18 protein-coding genes and 1 tRNA gene are annotated in these 16,616 nt (G+C 71.2%); 12 read left to right on the forward strand and 7 right to left on the reverse strand.

The window, feature by feature from the left end:
* The first annotated feature begins 224 nt into the window (after nucleotides 1–224).
* Nucleotides 225–1,856: a chaperonin GroEL gene (groL, locus tag AB0316_RS18070; protein ID WP_366274436.1), complete on the forward strand. Its 1,632-nt coding sequence runs from the start codon at nucleotides 225–227 to the stop codon at nucleotides 1,854–1,856.
* 145 nt (nucleotides 1,857–2,001) lie between these two features.
* Here groL and AB0316_RS18075 read toward each other — a convergent pair whose 3' ends face one another.
* The gene (locus AB0316_RS18075; RefSeq protein WP_020143387.1) at nucleotides 2,002–2,292 is read right to left on the reverse strand and encodes a WXG100 family type VII secretion target; all 291 of its coding nucleotides are present in this window, start codon (nucleotides 2,290–2,292) and stop codon (nucleotides 2,002–2,004) included.
* Between the two features lie 138 nt (nucleotides 2,293–2,430).
* Here AB0316_RS18075 and AB0316_RS18080 point away from each other — a divergent pair, with 138 nt between their 5' ends.
* On the forward strand, nucleotides 2,431–3,219 hold the full coding sequence (locus AB0316_RS18080) for a DUF4031 domain-containing protein (RefSeq protein ID WP_366274437.1): 789 nt from the start codon (nucleotides 2,431–2,433) through the stop codon (nucleotides 3,217–3,219).
* An 85-nt stretch (nucleotides 3,220–3,304) separates the two neighbouring features.
* Here the strand turns inward: AB0316_RS18080 and AB0316_RS18085 are convergent, their stop codons facing one another.
* Nucleotides 3,305–3,799, reverse strand: a complete 495-nt coding sequence (locus tag AB0316_RS18085; RefSeq protein WP_344063388.1) for a YajQ family cyclic di-GMP-binding protein — start codon at nucleotides 3,797–3,799, stop codon at nucleotides 3,305–3,307.
* Between the two features lie 134 nt (nucleotides 3,800–3,933).
* On the opposite strand from AB0316_RS18085, the gene AB0316_RS18090 reads away from it, so the two are divergent.
* Nucleotides 3,934–4,014, forward strand: a tRNA-Tyr gene (locus tag AB0316_RS18090).
* 102 nt (nucleotides 4,015–4,116) lie between these two features.
* Here AB0316_RS18090 and AB0316_RS18095 read toward each other — a convergent pair.
* The 4 genes from AB0316_RS18095 to AB0316_RS18110 form a co-directional block, all read right to left on the reverse strand.
* A complete protein-coding gene (locus tag AB0316_RS18095) occupies nucleotides 4,117–5,391 on the reverse strand; it encodes an amidohydrolase (protein WP_366274438.1) in 1,275 nt (424 codons plus the stop codon).
* Nucleotides 5,388–6,644 carry an amidohydrolase family protein gene (locus tag AB0316_RS18100; RefSeq protein ID WP_366274439.1) on the reverse strand — a complete coding sequence of 419 codons (1,257 nt, stop codon included), beginning with the start codon at nucleotides 6,642–6,644 and terminating at the stop codon, nucleotides 5,388–5,390. The genes AB0316_RS18095 and AB0316_RS18100 overlap by 4 nt, the downstream gene beginning before the upstream one ends.
* A 137-nt stretch (nucleotides 6,645–6,781) precedes the next feature.
* Nucleotides 6,782–7,471, reverse strand: a complete 690-nt coding sequence (locus AB0316_RS18105; RefSeq protein ID WP_366274440.1) for a DUF981 family protein — start codon at nucleotides 7,469–7,471, stop codon at nucleotides 6,782–6,784.
* 134 nt (nucleotides 7,472–7,605) lie between these two features.
* Complete coding sequence (locus AB0316_RS18110; protein WP_366274441.1) at nucleotides 7,606–7,782, reverse strand: hypothetical protein; 177 nt, start codon at nucleotides 7,780–7,782, stop codon at nucleotides 7,606–7,608.
* A 91-nt stretch (nucleotides 7,783–7,873) separates the two neighbouring features.
* Between AB0316_RS18110 and AB0316_RS18115 the strand changes: the two genes are divergently transcribed.
* Nucleotides 7,874–8,452, forward strand: coding sequence for a TetR/AcrR family transcriptional regulator (locus AB0316_RS18115; protein WP_366274442.1), 579 nt, complete (start codon nucleotides 7,874–7,876; stop codon nucleotides 8,450–8,452).
* Between the two features lie 62 nt (nucleotides 8,453–8,514).
* On the opposite strand, the gene AB0316_RS18120 is transcribed toward AB0316_RS18115, so the two are convergent.
* Entirely contained in the window at nucleotides 8,515–8,820 is a 306-nt protein-coding gene (locus AB0316_RS18120) for a hypothetical protein (protein WP_366274443.1), read from the reverse strand.
* Nucleotides 8,821–9,017: 197 nt separating this feature from the next.
* On the opposite strand from AB0316_RS18120, the gene AB0316_RS18125 reads away from it, so the two are divergent.
* The 8 genes from AB0316_RS18125 (at nucleotide 9,018) to AB0316_RS18160 (ending at nucleotide 16,588) form a co-directional block, all read left to right on the forward strand.
* Nucleotides 9,018–9,491, forward strand: coding sequence for a DUF6325 family protein (locus AB0316_RS18125; protein ID WP_366274444.1), 474 nt, complete (start codon nucleotides 9,018–9,020; stop codon nucleotides 9,489–9,491).
* 2 nt (nucleotides 9,492–9,493) lie between these two features.
* Nucleotides 9,494–9,649 (forward strand): hypothetical protein, encoded by a 156-nt coding sequence (locus tag AB0316_RS18130; RefSeq protein WP_366274445.1) that lies wholly within the window; start codon nucleotides 9,494–9,496, stop codon nucleotides 9,647–9,649.
* Between the two features lie 135 nt (nucleotides 9,650–9,784).
* Nucleotides 9,785–11,752, forward strand: a complete 1,968-nt coding sequence (locus AB0316_RS18135; RefSeq protein ID WP_366274446.1) for a glycoside hydrolase family 15 protein — start codon at nucleotides 9,785–9,787, stop codon at nucleotides 11,750–11,752.
* 72 nt (nucleotides 11,753–11,824) lie between these two features.
* Nucleotides 11,825–13,258, forward strand: a complete 1,434-nt coding sequence (locus AB0316_RS18140; protein ID WP_366274447.1) for an ATP-binding protein — start codon at nucleotides 11,825–11,827, stop codon at nucleotides 13,256–13,258.
* A 122-nt stretch (nucleotides 13,259–13,380) separates the two neighbouring features.
* Nucleotides 13,381–13,641 carry a GlsB/YeaQ/YmgE family stress response membrane protein gene (locus AB0316_RS18145; protein WP_366274448.1) on the forward strand — a complete coding sequence of 87 codons (261 nt, stop codon included), beginning with the start codon at nucleotides 13,381–13,383 and terminating at the stop codon, nucleotides 13,639–13,641.
* A 37-nt stretch (nucleotides 13,642–13,678) separates the two neighbouring features.
* Entirely contained in the window at nucleotides 13,679–14,749 is a 1,071-nt protein-coding gene (locus tag AB0316_RS18150; protein ID WP_366274449.1) for a formylglycine-generating enzyme family protein, read from the forward strand.
* A 94-nt stretch (nucleotides 14,750–14,843) separates the two neighbouring features.
* Nucleotides 14,844–16,223: an MBL fold metallo-hydrolase gene (locus AB0316_RS18155; protein ID WP_366274450.1), complete on the forward strand. Its 1,380-nt coding sequence runs from the start codon at nucleotides 14,844–14,846 to the stop codon at nucleotides 16,221–16,223.
* Between the two features lie 197 nt (nucleotides 16,224–16,420).
* Nucleotides 16,421–16,588, forward strand: a complete 168-nt coding sequence (locus tag AB0316_RS18160) for a hypothetical protein (protein WP_366274451.1) — start codon at nucleotides 16,421–16,423, stop codon at nucleotides 16,586–16,588.
* Nucleotides 16,589–16,616 lie beyond the last annotated feature (28 nt).

The following is a 16,616-nucleotide window of genomic DNA, read 5'->3' on the forward strand; positions in this document are numbered from 1 at the left end:
GCCGGGCGGACGGCATACGCCCTCATCTCGTGCTGGCAGACGTTTGCACTCTCACCCGGCGAGTGCCAATAATGGCGTTAGCACTCTCCCGGTGGGAGTGACAGAAATGGGCCGTATGCCGAGGGGCTGGGTTCGCAGCGACATGAAGCTGGGGAGACCGGTCCCGTCCGTCGCGGGCGTCATGCGGGCCACCACCAACGATTCGCGTGGGAGGAACCACCCGAATGGCCAAGACCATTGCGTTTGACGAAGAGGCGCGCCGCGGCCTCGAGCGGGGCATGAACATCCTCGCCGACGCCGTCCGCGTGACCCTCGGCCCGAAGGGCCGCAACGTCGTCCTGGAGAAGAAGTGGGGCGCCCCCACGATCACCAACGACGGCGTCTCGATCGCCAAGGAGATCGAGCTCGACGACCCGTACGAGAAGATCGGTGCGGAGCTCGTCAAGGAGGTCGCCAAGAAGACCGACGACGTCGCCGGTGACGGCACGACGACGGCGACCGTGCTCGCCCAGGCGATGGTGAAGGAAGGCCTGCGCAACGTGGCCGCCGGCGCCAACCCGATGGCGCTCAAGCGCGGCATCGAGAAGGCCGTCGAGGCCGTCTCCGCCCGTCTGCTCGAGCAGGCCAAGGAGATCGAGACCAAGGAGCAGATCGCCTCGACCGCCAGCATCTCGGCGGCCGACGAGGAGATCGGCGGTCTCATCGCCGAGGCGATGGACAAGGTCGGCAAGGAAGGCGTCATCACCGTCGAGGACTCCAACACCATGGGCCTCGAGCTGGAGATGACGGAGGGTATGCGCTTCGACAAGGGCTACATCTCCGCCTACTTCGTCACCGACACCGAGCGCATGGAGGCCGTCCTCGACGACGCCTACGTGCTCGTGGCCAACAGCAAGATCGGCAGCATCAAGGACCTCGTCCCGCTGCTCGAGAAGGTCATGCAGTCCGGCAAGCCGCTGCTGATCATCGCCGAGGACATCGAGGGTGAGGCCCTCGCGACCCTCGTCGTCAACAAGATCAAGGGCACGTTCAAGTCCGTCGCCGTCAAGGCCCCGGGCTTCGGCGACCGCCGCAAGGCCATGCTCACCGACATCGCCATCCTCACCGGTGGCCAGGTCATCTCCGAGGAGGTCGGTCTCAAGCTCGAGAACGCCACCCTCGACCTGCTCGGCAAGGCTCGTAAGGTCGTCGTCACCAAGGACGAGACGACCATCGTCGAGGACGCCGACGACCGCAGCCAGATCGAGGGCCGCATCGCCCAGATCAAGGCCGAGATCGAGAAGTCGGACTCCGACTACGACCGCGAGAAGCTGCAGGAGCGCCTCGCCAAGCTCGCCGGCGGCGTCGCCGTGATCAAGGCGGGCGCGGCCACCGAGGTCGAGCTCAAGGAGCGCAAGCACCGCATCGAGGACGCCGTCCGCAACGCGAAGGCTGCCGTCGAGGAGGGCATCGTCGCCGGTGGTGGCGTGGCGCTCATCCAGGCCGCCAAGGCGCTCGAGGAGCTCGCGCTCGAGGGTGACGAGGCGACCGGCGCCAACATCGTGCGCGTCGCGACCGAGGCCCCGCTCAAGCAGATCGCGATCAACGCCGGTCTCGAGGGTGGAGTCGTCGCGGAGAAGGTGCGCGGTCTCGACGCGGGCCACGGCCTGAACGCCGCGACCGGTGAGTACGGCGACCTGCTGTCCGCCGGCATCATCGACCCGGTCAAGGTGACGCGCTCGGCGCTGCAGAACGCAGCCTCGATCGCGGCGCTCTTCCTCACGACCGAGGCCGTCATCGCCGACAAGCCGGAGAAGGCCGCTCCGGCCATGCCCGGTGGCGACGACATGGGTGGCATGGGCGGCATGGGCTTCTGAGCCCTGCTCCACCTGCTTCATCGCGGTCAGCACGACCGAAGGGCGGCTCCTCCTTACGGGGGAGCCGCCCTTCGGCGCGTTCCGGGGGGGGGCGTACGCGTGCAGCCGGCGGGTTGGGTCGGCGGGTTGGGTCGGGCGGGGTCAGTCAGCGCGCGAAGAGGGCGCGAGTCGCGTTCTCGTGCTCGGCGTAGGCCGAGGAGGCCTTGAGCGTCAGGCGACCCACGTCGGCGAGGGCCTCGGTCATCTGGGCCTGGATGCGCTGGTAGTCGTGCATGACACGCTCGAACTCGACCTTGGCCGGACCCTGCCAGTCGGCGCCCATGCCAGCCAGGCGGCCGCGCAGCTCGGCAGTGCTGGAGGTGATGGTGTCGGCGAGCCGGTGGATGTCGCCCGCCGCAGCGGCGATGCGTTCGGTGTCAACGACGGAACGGGACATGAGTTCACTCCTCGATCGGTGGGCCGACCGGACGGTGGCCGCGTGCTCTCGAGGCTAGGTGGGGCGGGGGAGGGCCGACCGGCGTCATCCACAGGGCCGCGGACGGCATACGTCGGCGGGCTGGCCTAGGCTGCCCGCATGACGGTGTGGATCGACCAGCCCATCTGGCCGGCGCACGGTCGGCTCTTCGCCCACCTCGTCAGCGACACGTCGTACGAGGAGCTCCACGTGGTCGCGCGCACCGCGCGACTGCATCCGCGCTCGTTCGACGGCGACCACTACGACGTGCCCGAGGGGCGCTGGCAGGACGCGGTCGACGCGGGCGCCACCCCGACGAGCGGGCTCGACCTCGCCCGTCGCCTCAACGCCTCGGGTCTGCGGCTGCGCAAGCGCAAGCGCGACCGGGGAGTGGCCCGCATCCTCGACGTGGCCTTCCCCAACGGCGCCAGCGACGTCGACCTCGTCGCCTCGGACGAGCCGGTCGACCCGTCGCGGGTCGGGGCCGCCATGGTGTTCGTGCGCGACCGGCGGGGAGACTTCGTCGTCGTGCACAGCGTCCGCCGGGCGCAGTGGGGCTCGCCCGGGGGCTGGCGCGAGGAGGACGAGACGCCGGTCGAGAACGCCGTCCGTGAGACCCTCGAGGAGACCGGGCTGACCCTGCGCCACCCGGACGTGCTGCCCTGCGGCTACGAGCGATTCACGCCCCTCACCGACGACAACGTCTTCATGCGGGAGAAGCCCTATCTCCAGGTCTTCCGGACGCGGCTCGACGACGCGCGACCGCCGATCACCGACGGGGACGACGGCATCCACGAGACGCGGTGGGTCACGCCGGAGGAGTACGCCGATCTCTGCGCTCACCTGTTCTGGTGGCCTCTCGCGGTCGAGGTCTTCCCCGACCTGCGCGACCTCGCCCACCCCCGCTGAGACGCACGTATGCCGCCCACCCGGGTGGACGGCATACGTGGTCTCTCGTGGCGGGCTCGCCTGTCGGGCAAGCGAGCCCGGGCGCTCAGCGCTGGTTGGTGAAGCTCAGCGCGACGTCGAGGTCGGCCTCGCGCAGCATCCGCTGCACCGCCTGCAGGTCGTCGCGCGACTTGCTCGAGACGCGGAGCTCGTCGCCCTGGATCTGGCTCTTGACGCCCTTGGGTCCCTCGTCGCGGATCAGCTTGTTGATCTTCTTGGCGTTCTCCTGCGAGATGCCCTCCTTGAGCGGCACGTCGAGGTGGTACTCCTTGCCGGAGAGGCGCGGGCCGGCCTCCGGCACGTCGAGGTGCTTGAGGCTGACCTTGCGCTTGACGAGGTGGGTCTGCACGACGTCGAGCACTGCGAGACAACGCTCCTCGGTGTTCGCCTTCATCTTGATGACGTCACCGGCGAGGTCGACGGAGGCGCCGACGTTCTTGAAGTCGTAGCGCGTCGCGATCTCCTTGCTCGCGCTGTTGACCGCGTTCGCGATCTCCTGCTTGTCGAACTTGCTGACGATGTCGAAGGAGGAGTCGGCCATCGGTGGGTCCTTCCAGATGCGTGTGGCTGGGCTGTCGGGCGGTGGGGCGCGGGCATCCGGACATGCCGGATGCGTCGCCGTGGTCCCGATTACGGACCCCGCCCGATCTCTTGCTATCCTTCCAGACGCACCAAGGCAGGTTGTCCGAGCGGCCAATGGAAGCGGACTGTAAATCCGTCGCGAAAGCTACGAAGGTTCGAATCCTTCACCTGCCACCCAGTGCTCAGAAGGGTCTCTGACCAGCGGAAACGCCGGGCAGAGGCCCTTCTGCCGTCCGGGGCCCGAGCCGACGGACACTGCCAGCAGGGCGAGAGGGTTCAGCGGCCCAGCCACGCCAGGGCGGCGACCACCAGGGCGGAGGTGCCGGTGTCGAGGGTGGGCTGCATGACGGGCGCGAAGTAGGGGGAGTGGTTGACGGGAATGTCGCTGTCGACCGTGCCGGCCACGACTGCGGCGCGGTACGTGTCGGGGTCGGTCCCGCCGATTCCCCAGTACGTGTAGGGGACGCCGAGGGCGGTCGGCACGTCGGAGAAGTCCTCGCTCGCACTCTGCAGGGGCAGCTCACCCACGTTCTCGCCGAAGTGGTCGGCGAACGCGGCGTGGACCCGCGCGGTCGCCTCGGCGTCGTTGACAGTGGGCGGGAAGCGGTCGTAGAGCTCGAACTCGGGCTCGGCCGGTGACCTGGAAGCCTGGCACTCGGCGACGACGATGCGGCGGATCGCGTCCAGCACGGTGGAGCGGGTCTGCTCGTCGTAGGTGCGCACGTTCAGCTCGAGGACCGCGTGGTCGCCGATGACGTTGCTCTTGGTGCCGGCGTGGATGCTGCCGACGGTCAGCACGGCTGGGTTCGTCGGGGCGACCTCGCGGGAGACCACCCCTTGGAGCCGGACCACGATCATCGCCGCGAGCACGACCGGGTCGACAGCGGCCTGGGGCATGGAGCCGTGGGCGCCCCGTCCGTGGACCGTCACCCGCATGCTGTCGGCGGCGGAGAGGACCGCCCCGGCACGGGTCCCCACCGTCCCCGCGACGCCGGGGAGCACGTGCTGCGCCATGGCCACATCGACCGCGCCCACCACGCCGGCAAGACCGTCGTCGACCATCCGCCGGGCGCCGTCGCCGAGCTCCTCGGCCGGCTGGAACAGGGTGATGAGCGTCCCGCTCCAGGCGTCCTGGTGGCGCGCCAGCAGCTCGGCCGCGCCGAGCAGGCAGGTGACGTGCACGTCGTGCCCGCAGGCGTGCATCACGGGGACCTGCTCAGCGCTCCCGGAACTGGCGTTGGGCGCGGTCGCGGTGCTCGCGTACGGCAGGCCGGTGGCCTCCTCGACGGGCAGCGCGTCCATGTCGGCCCGCAAGAGCACGCACGGGCCGTCCCCGTTGCGCAGGCGCCCCACCACCCCGGTGCCCCCGATTCCCTCGGTCACCTCGAACCCGTTGTCGCGCAGTCGAGTCGCCACGGCGGACGCCGTCTCGTGCTCCTGGTGGGACAGCTCGGGGTGCTGGTGCAGCTGCCGGTAGAAGTCCTCCTGCCAGGGCCGGCACTCGGCGAGGTCGTCCAAGATGCTGCTGACAGGGGGCTGCGTGCTCGTCATCGGTCCTCCTGGGGGTGGTGGGAGTGGTGTCGGTAGATGTGTCCGCGGGCCATGACGAAGTCGACGCTCGCGGTCGCCGTGATGTCGGTGGTCGGGTCGCCGGGCATGGCCACGAGGTCGGCGCACGCGCCGGCCCCGACGACACCGAGGTCCGGTCGCTGGAGCAGCTCGGCAGCCACCCCGGTCGCGGCCCGGAGCGCGCGGACCGGCGTGATCCCGGCGCCCACCATGGCCTGGAACTCCCGGACGCCGTGGCTGAACGGGAACATGCCGCAGTCGGTGCCGAAGGCGATCTTGACGTTGCTCGCGGCGATCCGCTGCTGCGCCTCGAGGATGTGGGTGTGGTCGCGGGTGAACTTGCCCACGGCCTGTGGGGGGAGCGTGCCGCGCTCGAGCTCGGCGAGGTCCTCCTGGGTCATCTGCATCGTGGGCACGATGAAGGTGCCGGCCTCCTCGGCCATGGAGATGCCCTCCGCGTCGATGAGGTACGCGTGCTCGAGGCTGCGGACGCCCGCGCGGATCGCCTGTCGGCAGGCCTGGGCCGCCCCGGTGTGCGCGGCGACCGGGAGCCCGAGCTGGGTCGCCGTGTCGACGAGCGCGGTCAGCTCGTCGTCGAACCACGTCATGCGTGACGGGTCGTCGCCGGCGCTGAAGTAGCCGCCGGCGTTCGCGGTCTTGATCCAGTCGCTGCCGTACTTGTGCTCGGTGCGGACTCGTTCGCGCACCTGCATGGGCCCGTCCGCGGGAGCCGCGACGGGCAGGTGCCAGCGTGGCGCGTACATGCCGCCGATGTCGGCGTGGCTGCCGGTGGCCCCGATCAGGTGCCCGGCCACGACCAGCCGTGGACCGGGCACGGTGCCAGCAGCGATCGCGTTGCGCAGGTCGACCGTCGGCCACTCCGGGTCCATGCTGCCCAGGTCGCGCACGGTGGTGAACCCGGTCGCGAGGTACCGCTGGGCCAGCCCGAGCCCGCTGAGGGCCTTGCCGGCCGAGGTCGCCAGGGTCTGTGCGGCGATCCTCGAGCCGTCCATGGTCAGGTGCACGTGGCAGTCGATGAACCCGGGGGTGACCGTCCGGTCGGACAGGTCCACCACCTGCACCCCGGCCGGACGGGAGACGGAGTCACCGACCTCGGTGATCCGGGCACCCTCGACGAGGATCTCCGCCGGGCCGGTGAGCGTTTCGGCGTGCCCGTCGAACACGGCGCCGCACACGAGGACGGTCGGCATCCGGTCGCGCAGTCGTTCAGCCATCTCGCCCTCCGGGCTCACGTGGGTGACGTCGCGGTTCGTCCAAGGTCTCGGGGGCCGGTGGTCCTCGTGAGCATGTCGGGCGGGCCTCCCAGCAGTATTACCCCCCCGGACACCGTGGCAGCGCTCTCAGCCGGGAGTCACCACAGGTACGAGGTGCCGTGGGCGATGTTGAAGTACATCCCGAGGTGCGTGTAGTAGTTCAGGGCGCCGAAGAGGAGGAAGACGACTCCGCCGACGACCCACGCGCGCGCCGCCCAGAGCAGCAGGCCGGCGCGGTCGGCCAGCTGCGCCACGGCGAAGAGGATGGCGCCGAGCGCGACGACGCCCCACAGGCCACCGAGGAACAGCGCCTCGAGGATCGGCAGGTGCCCGAAGCGTCCGCTGATGGGCTCCTCCGGCGGAGCGGCCCCGAGCTGGAAGCGGACGAAGCTGATGGCCAGGACGCCCATGGCGAGGCCGAGGGCGCCGATGAACCAGGAGATCGGCTTCAAGGCGCGCAGGGCGGTGGCGCCCGCGGCGTCCGGGTCATCGGCGAAGGGGGTCCTCTGGCGCCACAGGTAGACGGCGGCGAAGAGCAGCAGCGCGCCGAAGCCTGCCGCCGGCTGGCCGAACGCGACGTTCGCGTACTCGAAACCGTCCCCGCCGAAGGGCCAGGTCACGGTGGTGTGCAGGCCGAGCGCGAGCAGCAGCAGGCCGGTGACGCCGAAGAACCCGGCCCAGCCCTCGCTCTCGATGCTCTTCCCGCGGATGAGGCGTGTCAGGAACCGCGCGAAGCCGATCAACCCGGCTCCCGCGGTGATGGCCACCAGCTCGTTGTAGACGACCATGTCGCCAGCTCTCCTTCTCCGCCGGCCTCCTCGGCCGGCTCTGTCGTGTCGTACGTGTGGTTCTGGCTCTCCGTCGCGGCCCGCGGCCCGCGGCCCCCGGGTCGCCTGCCGCGCAGTCGGCCGCTCGGCCGGAGTCAGCGGGAGCGGCTCGCGTCCTTCCGGTGGGCGCTCTCGCGCACCGGATGGGCCGAGCGTTGCCCGCTCTGGGCTCGCTTGTCGTGGCGGAACGCGTCGAGCAGGCCCGCGGCGAACCAGCTGACGACGAAGAGGATGGCGATCGCGCCCGGGACCAGGGCCTCGGTGGCTGTCACGTCGTGCTCCTTCCTGGTGGGCTGCGCCCACCTTTATCGCTACACTTGCTGTAGCGTTTTTGTGACGCGCTTTGTTCCCCGAGGAGGAGCGGTGGTCCCTGCACGAGGTCGTCCGCGCGATGCCGAGGCTGACGACCGCATCGCACGAGCAGCTGTCGACCTGCTGCGGGACGAGGGTCCGGCGGCGGTGCACATCGACGCCGTGGCCTCCCGTGCCAAGGTCGCCCGCACGACGGTCTACCGGCGCTACCGCAACCGGGCGGCGCTGCTGGCCGCCACCCTCGGACAGCTCGCGGAAGCGCCTCTCCCCTCGCCCGACCTGCCGCTCCAGGACAAGCTGCGCTGGGTCCTCGAGCAGGCGCTCGAGCTGGTGGAGGTCGAGCTGGGTCGTGGCGCGATCGCCGCGGTGCTCGCAGACGCCGACCCGGACTTCACGGCGGCGTTCCGGGAGCACCTCGTGCGACAGCTGACGGCCCTGCAGGAGCGCATCGACGCCGACATCACCGCGGGCCGCATCCGCGCGGAGACCGATGCCGAAGCGGTGGCCGGGCTGGCGTTCGGCGCGTACCTCGGTGAGCTCCTGCGGCACGGTCGCGCCCGACCGGGGTGGTCCGACGGTGTCATCGAGGTGCTGCTGAACGGGACGTCACCCGGGCGGGGCCGTCCCTGAGGTCGTCCGGTCGGTTCACCGGGCGCTGGGACTGTCCTCGTCCCCCTCTCGCCGTGGGCAGGTCAGCTGCGCTCGTGGATCTCCAGGTCCCCCCAGTCCGAGCGGGAGGTGGGCAGCTCGTACACGTCGAACCCTGCCTCCCAGAGCATCGCCGCCGCCCTGCGGATCTCGTCGGCATGGCGGTCCGCGTCGGCAGTGTGCCGGTCGCGGACGTCGATGACGCGGATGAGTCGCGGAGACCCGTCGGGGTCGATGCAGCGCTGGATCAGGAACCGCCCGTCCTTGTTCAGCGGCGCAAGGACCCGTCGGATCTGCTCGTCGTCCCCTTTCTCGAGCGGTCGCCTCCTGAGGAAGTTGAATCTGCTCACCGCGTCCACCTCCGACCTTCTAGGTGGAGTACCCGCATCCGTGCACCGGCCGACGGAAACTCCGGGGTTCGCGGCCTTTTCTCCCGACCGCCGGGCGCCGTGCGACCCACCTCACCCCGCTCGGGTGATGCCCCTGCCGGCGCGCTTCGCCGACGGTGGAGGGGCCCGATCAACAACGGAGACAGCGGAGAGCCCAGATGACGGAGACAATCGACGAACTGGGCCCGGTGGACTGGCTGGTGGTGCAGTTCCCGGGGACGGACTACGGCAAGGGTCAGGTCGCACCCCACCTGCAGGACCTGGTGGAGCGGGGACTCGTGCGCATCCTCGACATGGTGTTCCTGCGCAAGGACGAGGACGGGACGCTCGAGATGGGCGAGATCTCCGACCTCGACCAGAGCGAGCTGGGGGAGCTGCGCACCTCGGAGGCGGAGCTGGCGATGGTGCTTTCCGAGCAGGACGTCATCGACCTGGCGGAGACCATCGAACCGGGCAACTCGGCAGCGGTGCTCGTGTGGGAGAACAGCTGGGCGGCGCCGTTCGGGTCGGCCGTCCGACACGCCGGCGGGCAGCTCGTGGCCAGTGGCCGCATACCCATCCAGGCAGTGCTGGCCGCCATCGAGGCCGACGCGAAGGAATACACGAAGGAAGACGCGAAGGAAGGAGCCTGACCATGCCCCTGGCAGCCCGACGCAGGCGCAGGACCGCCGCCGCAGTGGGTGGCGCAGTCGTCGTCGCCCACGGCGTCAACCGACGGCACGACAGACGCGAGGACCGTCGTGACGACCGTGAGGACCGGCGGGAGGACCGGCGCGAGCGCCGCTTCTGACCGACGACGGACCCAGCCCACCGTCGGCGTCCCGGCGCGACGGCATGTGCCCGGGTGCCCGCCTCGCCCCACAGCGGGGTGCAGGCGGTCACCTCGGCTTCAGGTGAAGAGAACGCCCGCTGAGGACTGATGAAGATGCTCGACTACCCACTCATCGCGGACCACGGCCTGATCGGTGACCTCCAGACGAGCGCGCTGGTCAGCACGGACGGCTCCATCGACTGGTTCTGTGCGCCGCGCTTCGACTCGCCGAGCATCTTCGCCGCGCTGCTGGACCACGCCAAGGGCGGCCACTGCCGGGTGCGGCCGACCGCCGACGCCTACACGAGCAAGCAGCTCTACTTCCCCGACACCGCGGTGCTGGTCACCCGTTTCATGACCGAGGGCGGTGTCGGGGAGGTGGTCGACTTCATGCCCATCACCAGCCCCGGGGTGGCGACCGACCGGCACCTGCTCGTGCGCGTGGTCCGCTGCGTCCGAGGCCGGATGGCCTTCTCGGTCGACATCGCGCCGCGCTTCGACTACGGGCGCGAGGCGCACGAGACCCACGCGACCGAGGACGGCGTCGTCTTCCAGGGGTCGCGCACCTCCCTGACGGTCAACCTCGTCAGGGAGCCGGAGGACGAGCGGCTGGGCCGCTTCCAGGTCGACGACCGGGGTGACCTCCACGCCGAGGTCACGCTGAGCCACGGCCAGACACGCGGCATGGTGCTCGAGACCGGGACGGCGGGCCCCGTGCGCCCGGTCCGCGTGGCCGAGGTCTGGCGGCTGCACGACGACACCGTGCGCTTCTGGGAGGAGTGGCTGGCGCAGTCCACCTACACCGGCCGCTGGCGGGAGGCCCTGAACCGGTCGGCGATCACGCTGAAGCTGATGACGTACGCGCCGACGGGCGGCCTGGTGGCCGCACCGACCGCGGGCCTGCCCGAGCTGGTCGGTGGCGAGCGCAACTGGGACTACCGCTACACCTGGGTGCGCGACGCCTCCTTCTCGGTCTACGCGCTGCTCGGCATGGGCTTCACCGAGGAGGCCGCGGCCCTGGGCCAGTGGCTGCGTCGCCGCCTGGACGAGCCGTCCCGCGGGGGAGGGGGCGGACCGCTCAAGATCATGTACCGCATCGATGGCTCCTCCGACCTGACCGAGGAGGTCCTGGAGCACTGGGAGGGCTACCGGGGCTCGAGCCCCGTGCGGATCGGCAACGGTGCAGCGGACCAGCTGCAGCTCGACATCTACGGCGAGGCGCTCGACAGCATCTACTTCATGGACCAACGCGGTCTCACCGCCGGCCATGAGGGCTGGCTCCGGCTGAGGGAGGTGCTCGACTGGGTCGTCGACAACTGGGACCAGCCCGAGGAGGGGATCTGGGAGACCCGCGGCGGCCGGCAGGACTTCACCTACGGCCGGCTGATGAACTGGGTGGCCCTCGACCGGGGCATCCGCCTCGCCGCGGGCCACGGACGCCCGGCGCCGGTGGACCGGTGGCGTTCCGCGCGTGATGCCATCTACGACCAGGTCATGGAGCGGGGCTGGAACGCCGAGCGCGGGGCGTTCGTGCAGCACTACGCCACCGACGTGCTCGACTCCGCCCTGCTGCGCATGTCCACCGTCGGCTTCATCACGCCGAACGACCCGATGTGGGCCTCGACCCTGCAGGCCATGGACGGCGAGCTGGTCACCGACAGCCTCGTCTACCGCTACAACCCGGAGGCCTCTCCCGACGGCCTGCGCGGCTCGGAGGGCACCTTCTCGCTGTGCACGTTCGCATATGTCGAGTCGCTGGCGCGTGCCGGCCAGCTGAGCAAGGCGCGGGTGACCTTCGAGAAGATGCTCACGTACGCCAATCACCTCGGGCTGTTCTCCGAGGAGATCGCCCTCACGGGCGAGCAGGTCGGCAACTTCCCCCAGGCCTTCACGCACCTGGCGCTGATCGACGCCGCCATCACCCTGGATGCGCAGCTCGACCGGCGAGACAGGGGTATGCCGTCGGGTGTGCCGTCGCGGCAGCCCGCGGTGTCATCCCCCGCACCCGCCGTCACCCCCACCGCGCAGGCCCCGCGCTCCGCGCCCGCCGAGCGGGTGCCCTCAGCCGTGGCCGGAGCTTGAGGCGACCGTGCGAGGCCGCTGCAGCCGGGGACGCGGCCGGGAAGCGCTCGCCGCGGTCCTGCCGAGGTGCTCATGACCGCCCGCGAGTCCGCTGACCTCGACGAGGGCGTCGACGCGGCCGAGGCAGGTGTTCGGCCAGGCGCGCCGCCCCGCACGACGGTCGAGTCCGACGACGGTCGGACGTTCGTGCTCCGGGGCGCGCCCGCTGATGTCCAGGTGGGCGACCTGGTGGAGATCCGCGCGCAGTGGGGCCGCCTGCTCGGGTGGGTCGAGTCGCGCGGTCGCGGGAGCGGCGGGTCGACGGCCGCGGGCGCTCTGCTGAGCACGTCGTCGACACCGGGGCCTACTGCCTTCGGCCGGATCCCGGCGCTCGTGGGTCCCGCGTCGAGCGCCGACGCGTCGGCGGTCATGAGCGGGGCGGATTCGCGTCTGAGGCTCGGCACACTCGTCCGCCGACCCGACGTGGCGGTGGGCCTGGTCGCCCAGCGGATGAACCGGCACACGTTCTGGTGCGGGCAGAGTGGCTCGGGCAAGACGTACGCCCTCGGCGTGGCCCTGGAACGCATCCTGGCGGCGACCCGCCTGCCGATCGTCGTCCTCGACCCCAACAGCGACTTCGTGTCCCTGGGGTCGCCGAGCCCCGACGCGTCGGCGGACGAGGCACGCGAGGTGGCGGGTCGGGACGTCCGCGTGCTGCGCCCCGACGACTCCGGCTCGCCCCTCCGGGTGCGCTTCACCGACCTGTCCTTCCGCGGCAAGGCGGCGCTGCTGCGCCTCGACCCGGTCCGCGACCGTGCCGAGTACAACACCCTCGTCCGGGCTGCCGAGGACTTCGACGGCAGGGAGGCGTCGGAGGTCGTCCCGAAGCTCAGGATGCAGGGCAGCCCCGACGCAGAGGCCCTCGCCCAGCGCATCGAGAACCTCGGCATCGCGACGTGGCAGACCACGTGGGCCCAGGGAGCGGTGGCGGCCACCGACGTGATCGCCGAGCGGCCGGCGGCCACGGTCCTCGACCTCGGCGGCTACGACCGGCTCGAGGAGCAGCTCGTCGTGGCCCTGGCCGTGCTGGAGGACCTGTGGCACCGACGCGCCGAGCGACGTCCGTTGCTGCTCGTCGTCGACGAGGCCCACAACCTCTGTCCGCCGGAGCCGGAGACCGCGCTGGGCAGGGAGGTGCGCGACCGTCTGGTCCAGATCGCGGCGGAGGGGCGCAAGTACGGACTGTGGCTCGTCGTCTCGACCCAGCGGCCGAGCAAGGTGCATCCCGGGGTCGTGTCGCAGTGCGACAACCTCACCCTGATGCGGATGAACTCCCGCTCGGACCTCGCCGAGCTCGCCGAGCTCTTCGGCTACGTCCCCGAGGCGATGCTCCAGCGGGCCTCGCGCTTCGTGCAGGGCGAGGCGCTGCTGGCCGGCGGGTTCGTCCCGCTGCCGGCGATCGTCAGGGTGCGTCGGCGCGCCACCCTTCAGGGCGGGGTCGACGTGCCCGTCCCGCTGGCCGACTGAGCGGGGGACGCGAGGCCCCGAACCGGCAGGCGAGCGCCCGGCACTCACCCGACGGGAGTGATTTTCCGGCTGCGCAGCGCTGAGCCATGGGCTGCAGCACACCTCCGGCCTAGGGTCGGATCATGCTGATCATCGGGGTCATCCTCTTCGGAATGCTCGTCGGCGCGGCAGCCCAGCTGCTGCTCGGCCGGGAGAACGGCCGCGTGGACTGGTCCGCCGCGCTGGCCGCCGGTCTCGTCGGCTCGCTGCTCGGAGGACTGGTCGGCAGCCTGCTCGCCGGGGACGGCCTGCAGCTGCGCCCCAGCGGCATCATCGGCTCCCTCGCAGGGGCTGTCGTCGTCACGGCCGGATGGCGCTGGTGGAAGGCCCGGAGGGCCGCCTGATCCCGGGCGGGCGCCCGGGGTGAAGACGGTGGGCGGCGTGTCGCAGGAGAGGGTTGCGGAGGGCCTCACCGAGCTGGTCGACATCCCGGCGGGCCACCTGCGCATGGGCTCGACGTCCTTCTATCCCGACGAGGGCCCCGTGCGCGACGTGGAGGTGGCGGCGTTCCGGCTCGAACGCCATCCCGTCACGACCGCCCAGTTCGCCCGCTTCGTGGCTGCCACCGGCTACCTCACCGTGGCCGAGCGCCCACCCGACCCACGGCACTTCCCCGGAGTCCCGGCTGCCGACCTCGTCCCCGGCGGTCTCGTCTTCGCCCCGACGAGCGGGCCGGTGCCGCTGGACCGCTGGGACCTGTGGTGGCGGTGGGTGCCGGGTGCTTCCTGGCGCCACCCGCGCGGGCCGGGCACCGACACTGCAGGACTCGAGGACCACCCGGTCGTGCTCGTGGCCCACGCGGACGCCCTCGCGTACGCGGCGTGGGCCGGCCGTCGCCTGCCGACGGAGGCGGAGTTCGAGTACGCCGCCCGTGGCGGGGGAGCGGAGACGACGTATGCGTGGGGGGAGGAGGCCCGGCCCGGTGGCCGGCTCATGGCCAACACGTGGCAGGGCCGCTTCCCGTACCTCGACACCGGCGCCCACCGCAGCACCGGGACCTCCCCGGTCGGCGCGTACCCCGCCAACGGCTACGGCCTCGTCGACATGATCGGCAACACGTGGGAGTGGACGAGCACCTTCTACGCGACGGGCGAGGACCGCGACGTGGCGGATGCCCTGGGTGCCGGAGCCCCGGAGCCGTCACGACGGTCGGAGCTCGCGGAGGTGCGGCCGGCCCCGCAGCGGACGTGCTGCGCACCGACGGTGACCGCCGCAGTGCTCGCCCGTTCGGGGCCCCCCGACGACCTCGGTGACGACGCCGCCGAGGAGGGGGTGGCCCGGCGCTCGGTGGCCCCCGGCGAGCTGCTGCCACGTCGCGTGCTCAAGGGCGGGTCGCACCTGTGCGCCCCTGAGTACTGCCTGCGTTACCGCCCTGCGGCCCGCTCTCCCCAGTCGATCGACTCGGCGACGACGCACATCGGCTTCCGCTGCGCGGCCGCAGCTGCCGGCTGAGCGACCGGGAACCCGCGCCGCCCGACGGTTCGACATACCCCCGGGGGTACCTGTTACAGTCGTCCGGAGTTCCAGTCCGACCCGGAGGCACGCCGTGATCTTCACGCAGTACTACCTCGACTGCCTCTCGCAGGCGTCCTACCTCATCGCCGACGAGAGCACCGGCAAGGCCGTCGTCGTCGACCCGCGCCGCGACGTCGCGGAGTACCTCGCCGACGCGCGGGCGCAGGGTCTGAGCGTCGTCGGCATCGTCAACACCCACTTCCACGCCGACTTCGTCTCCGGCCACCTCGAGCTGGCCCGGGCGACCGGCGCCTGGATCGGCTACGGCGAGGCTGCCGTTGCCGACTTCCCGGTGCGCTCCCTCGCCGATGGGGAGCGGATCAGCCTCGGCGACGTGACCCTCGAGATCATGACGACGCCTGGCCACACGCCGGAGTCCGTCTCGGTCCTCGTCTTCGAGCACCCCGACGACGAGGTGGCCTACGGCGTCCTCACCGGCGACGCCCTCTTCATCGGTGACGTCGGCCGTCCAGACCTGCTCGCCTCCGTCGGCGTCACCGCCACCGAGCTCGGGCGCATGCTCTACGACTCGGTCCAGCACAAGCTCATGGCCCTGCCCGACGACGTGCGCGTCTTCCCGGCGCACGGTGCCGGCTCGGCCTGCGGGAAGAACCTCTCCACCGAACGGCAGTCGACCATCGGCGAGCAGCGACGCCTCAACTACGCGTGCCAGCCGATGACGCAGGAGCGGTTCCTCGACCTCGTCACGGCCGGGCAGCCCCCAGCCCCAACGTATTTCGCCTACAACGCGACCCTCAACAAGCAGGTCCGCGATCTTCGCGATCCGGACGTCGGCGTGCCGGCCCTGGATGCTGCCGACGTCGACGCGGCTCTGCTGCGTGGCGCTCACGTGCATGACGCCCGCGACGTGCAGGAGTTCGCGGCGGCCCATCTGCGTGGTTCGATCAACGTGCCCGTCGACGGCCGGATGGCCGAGACCGTGGGCATGGTCTTCTCCCCGGACGACGAGATCGTCGTCGTCGCTCCCGAGGGGCAGGAGCAGGAGGTCGCCACCCGCTTCGCCCGGATCGGCTACGACCGCGTGGTCGGCTACGTGGCCGACGTGGACTCCTACTTCCTCACGCACCAGGACGAGCTCGGCCGGGCCAGCCGTCTCCCGGCCGTCGAGGTCGACGGGCTCGTCGCCGGCGGCGACGTCCAGGTCGTCGACCTCCGTAATGCCGGAGAGCTCGAGGCCGGGATGCTCCCCGAGGCCCGGCACATCCCGCTGGCCGAGCTGGGCCGTCGGGTCGACGAGCTGGACCCGGCGCGACCCGTCGTCGTCTACTGCGCCGGCGGCTGGCGCAGCTCGGTCGGTGCGAGCCTGCTGCGCGCGAGCGGCTTCGCCGATGTCTCGGACGTCCTCGGCGGCTACGGGGCCTGGAGCCTCGCCCGCGCCGCGGCGTGCTGACCGCACGTCCCCAGTCATCGAACGGTTGTATGCCGTGAGCCGCAGCGGGATCCGAGCGCGCCGTCCCAGCGGCCCACTGACGCAACGGAACTCGTCGCCCGAGCACACGGCATACGCCATCTCGCTTCCCGACAGCCGCGCTGACCTGCGCGGAACCCATCCCCGGCACCTGCCGGAACCACCTGAGGAGAACCATCATGTGTCGACCCGTCACCTGCCGGACCTGCGGCAAGACCACCTGGGCCGGCTGCGGACAGCACGTCGACCAGGTCATGCGCAACGTCCCGGCCGCCCAGCGCTGCGCCGGTCACGACAAGAGCGAGTCGGCGTCCGGCGGCTTCCTGTCGCGGCTGTTCGGCCGCTGAGCCGAGCCGACGACGCACGGGAGGAATG

The organism is Terrabacter sp. NPDC080008, from assembly GCF_040702505.1.
Taxonomy (GTDB): domain Bacteria; phylum Actinomycetota; class Actinomycetes; order Actinomycetales; family Dermatophilaceae; genus Terrabacter.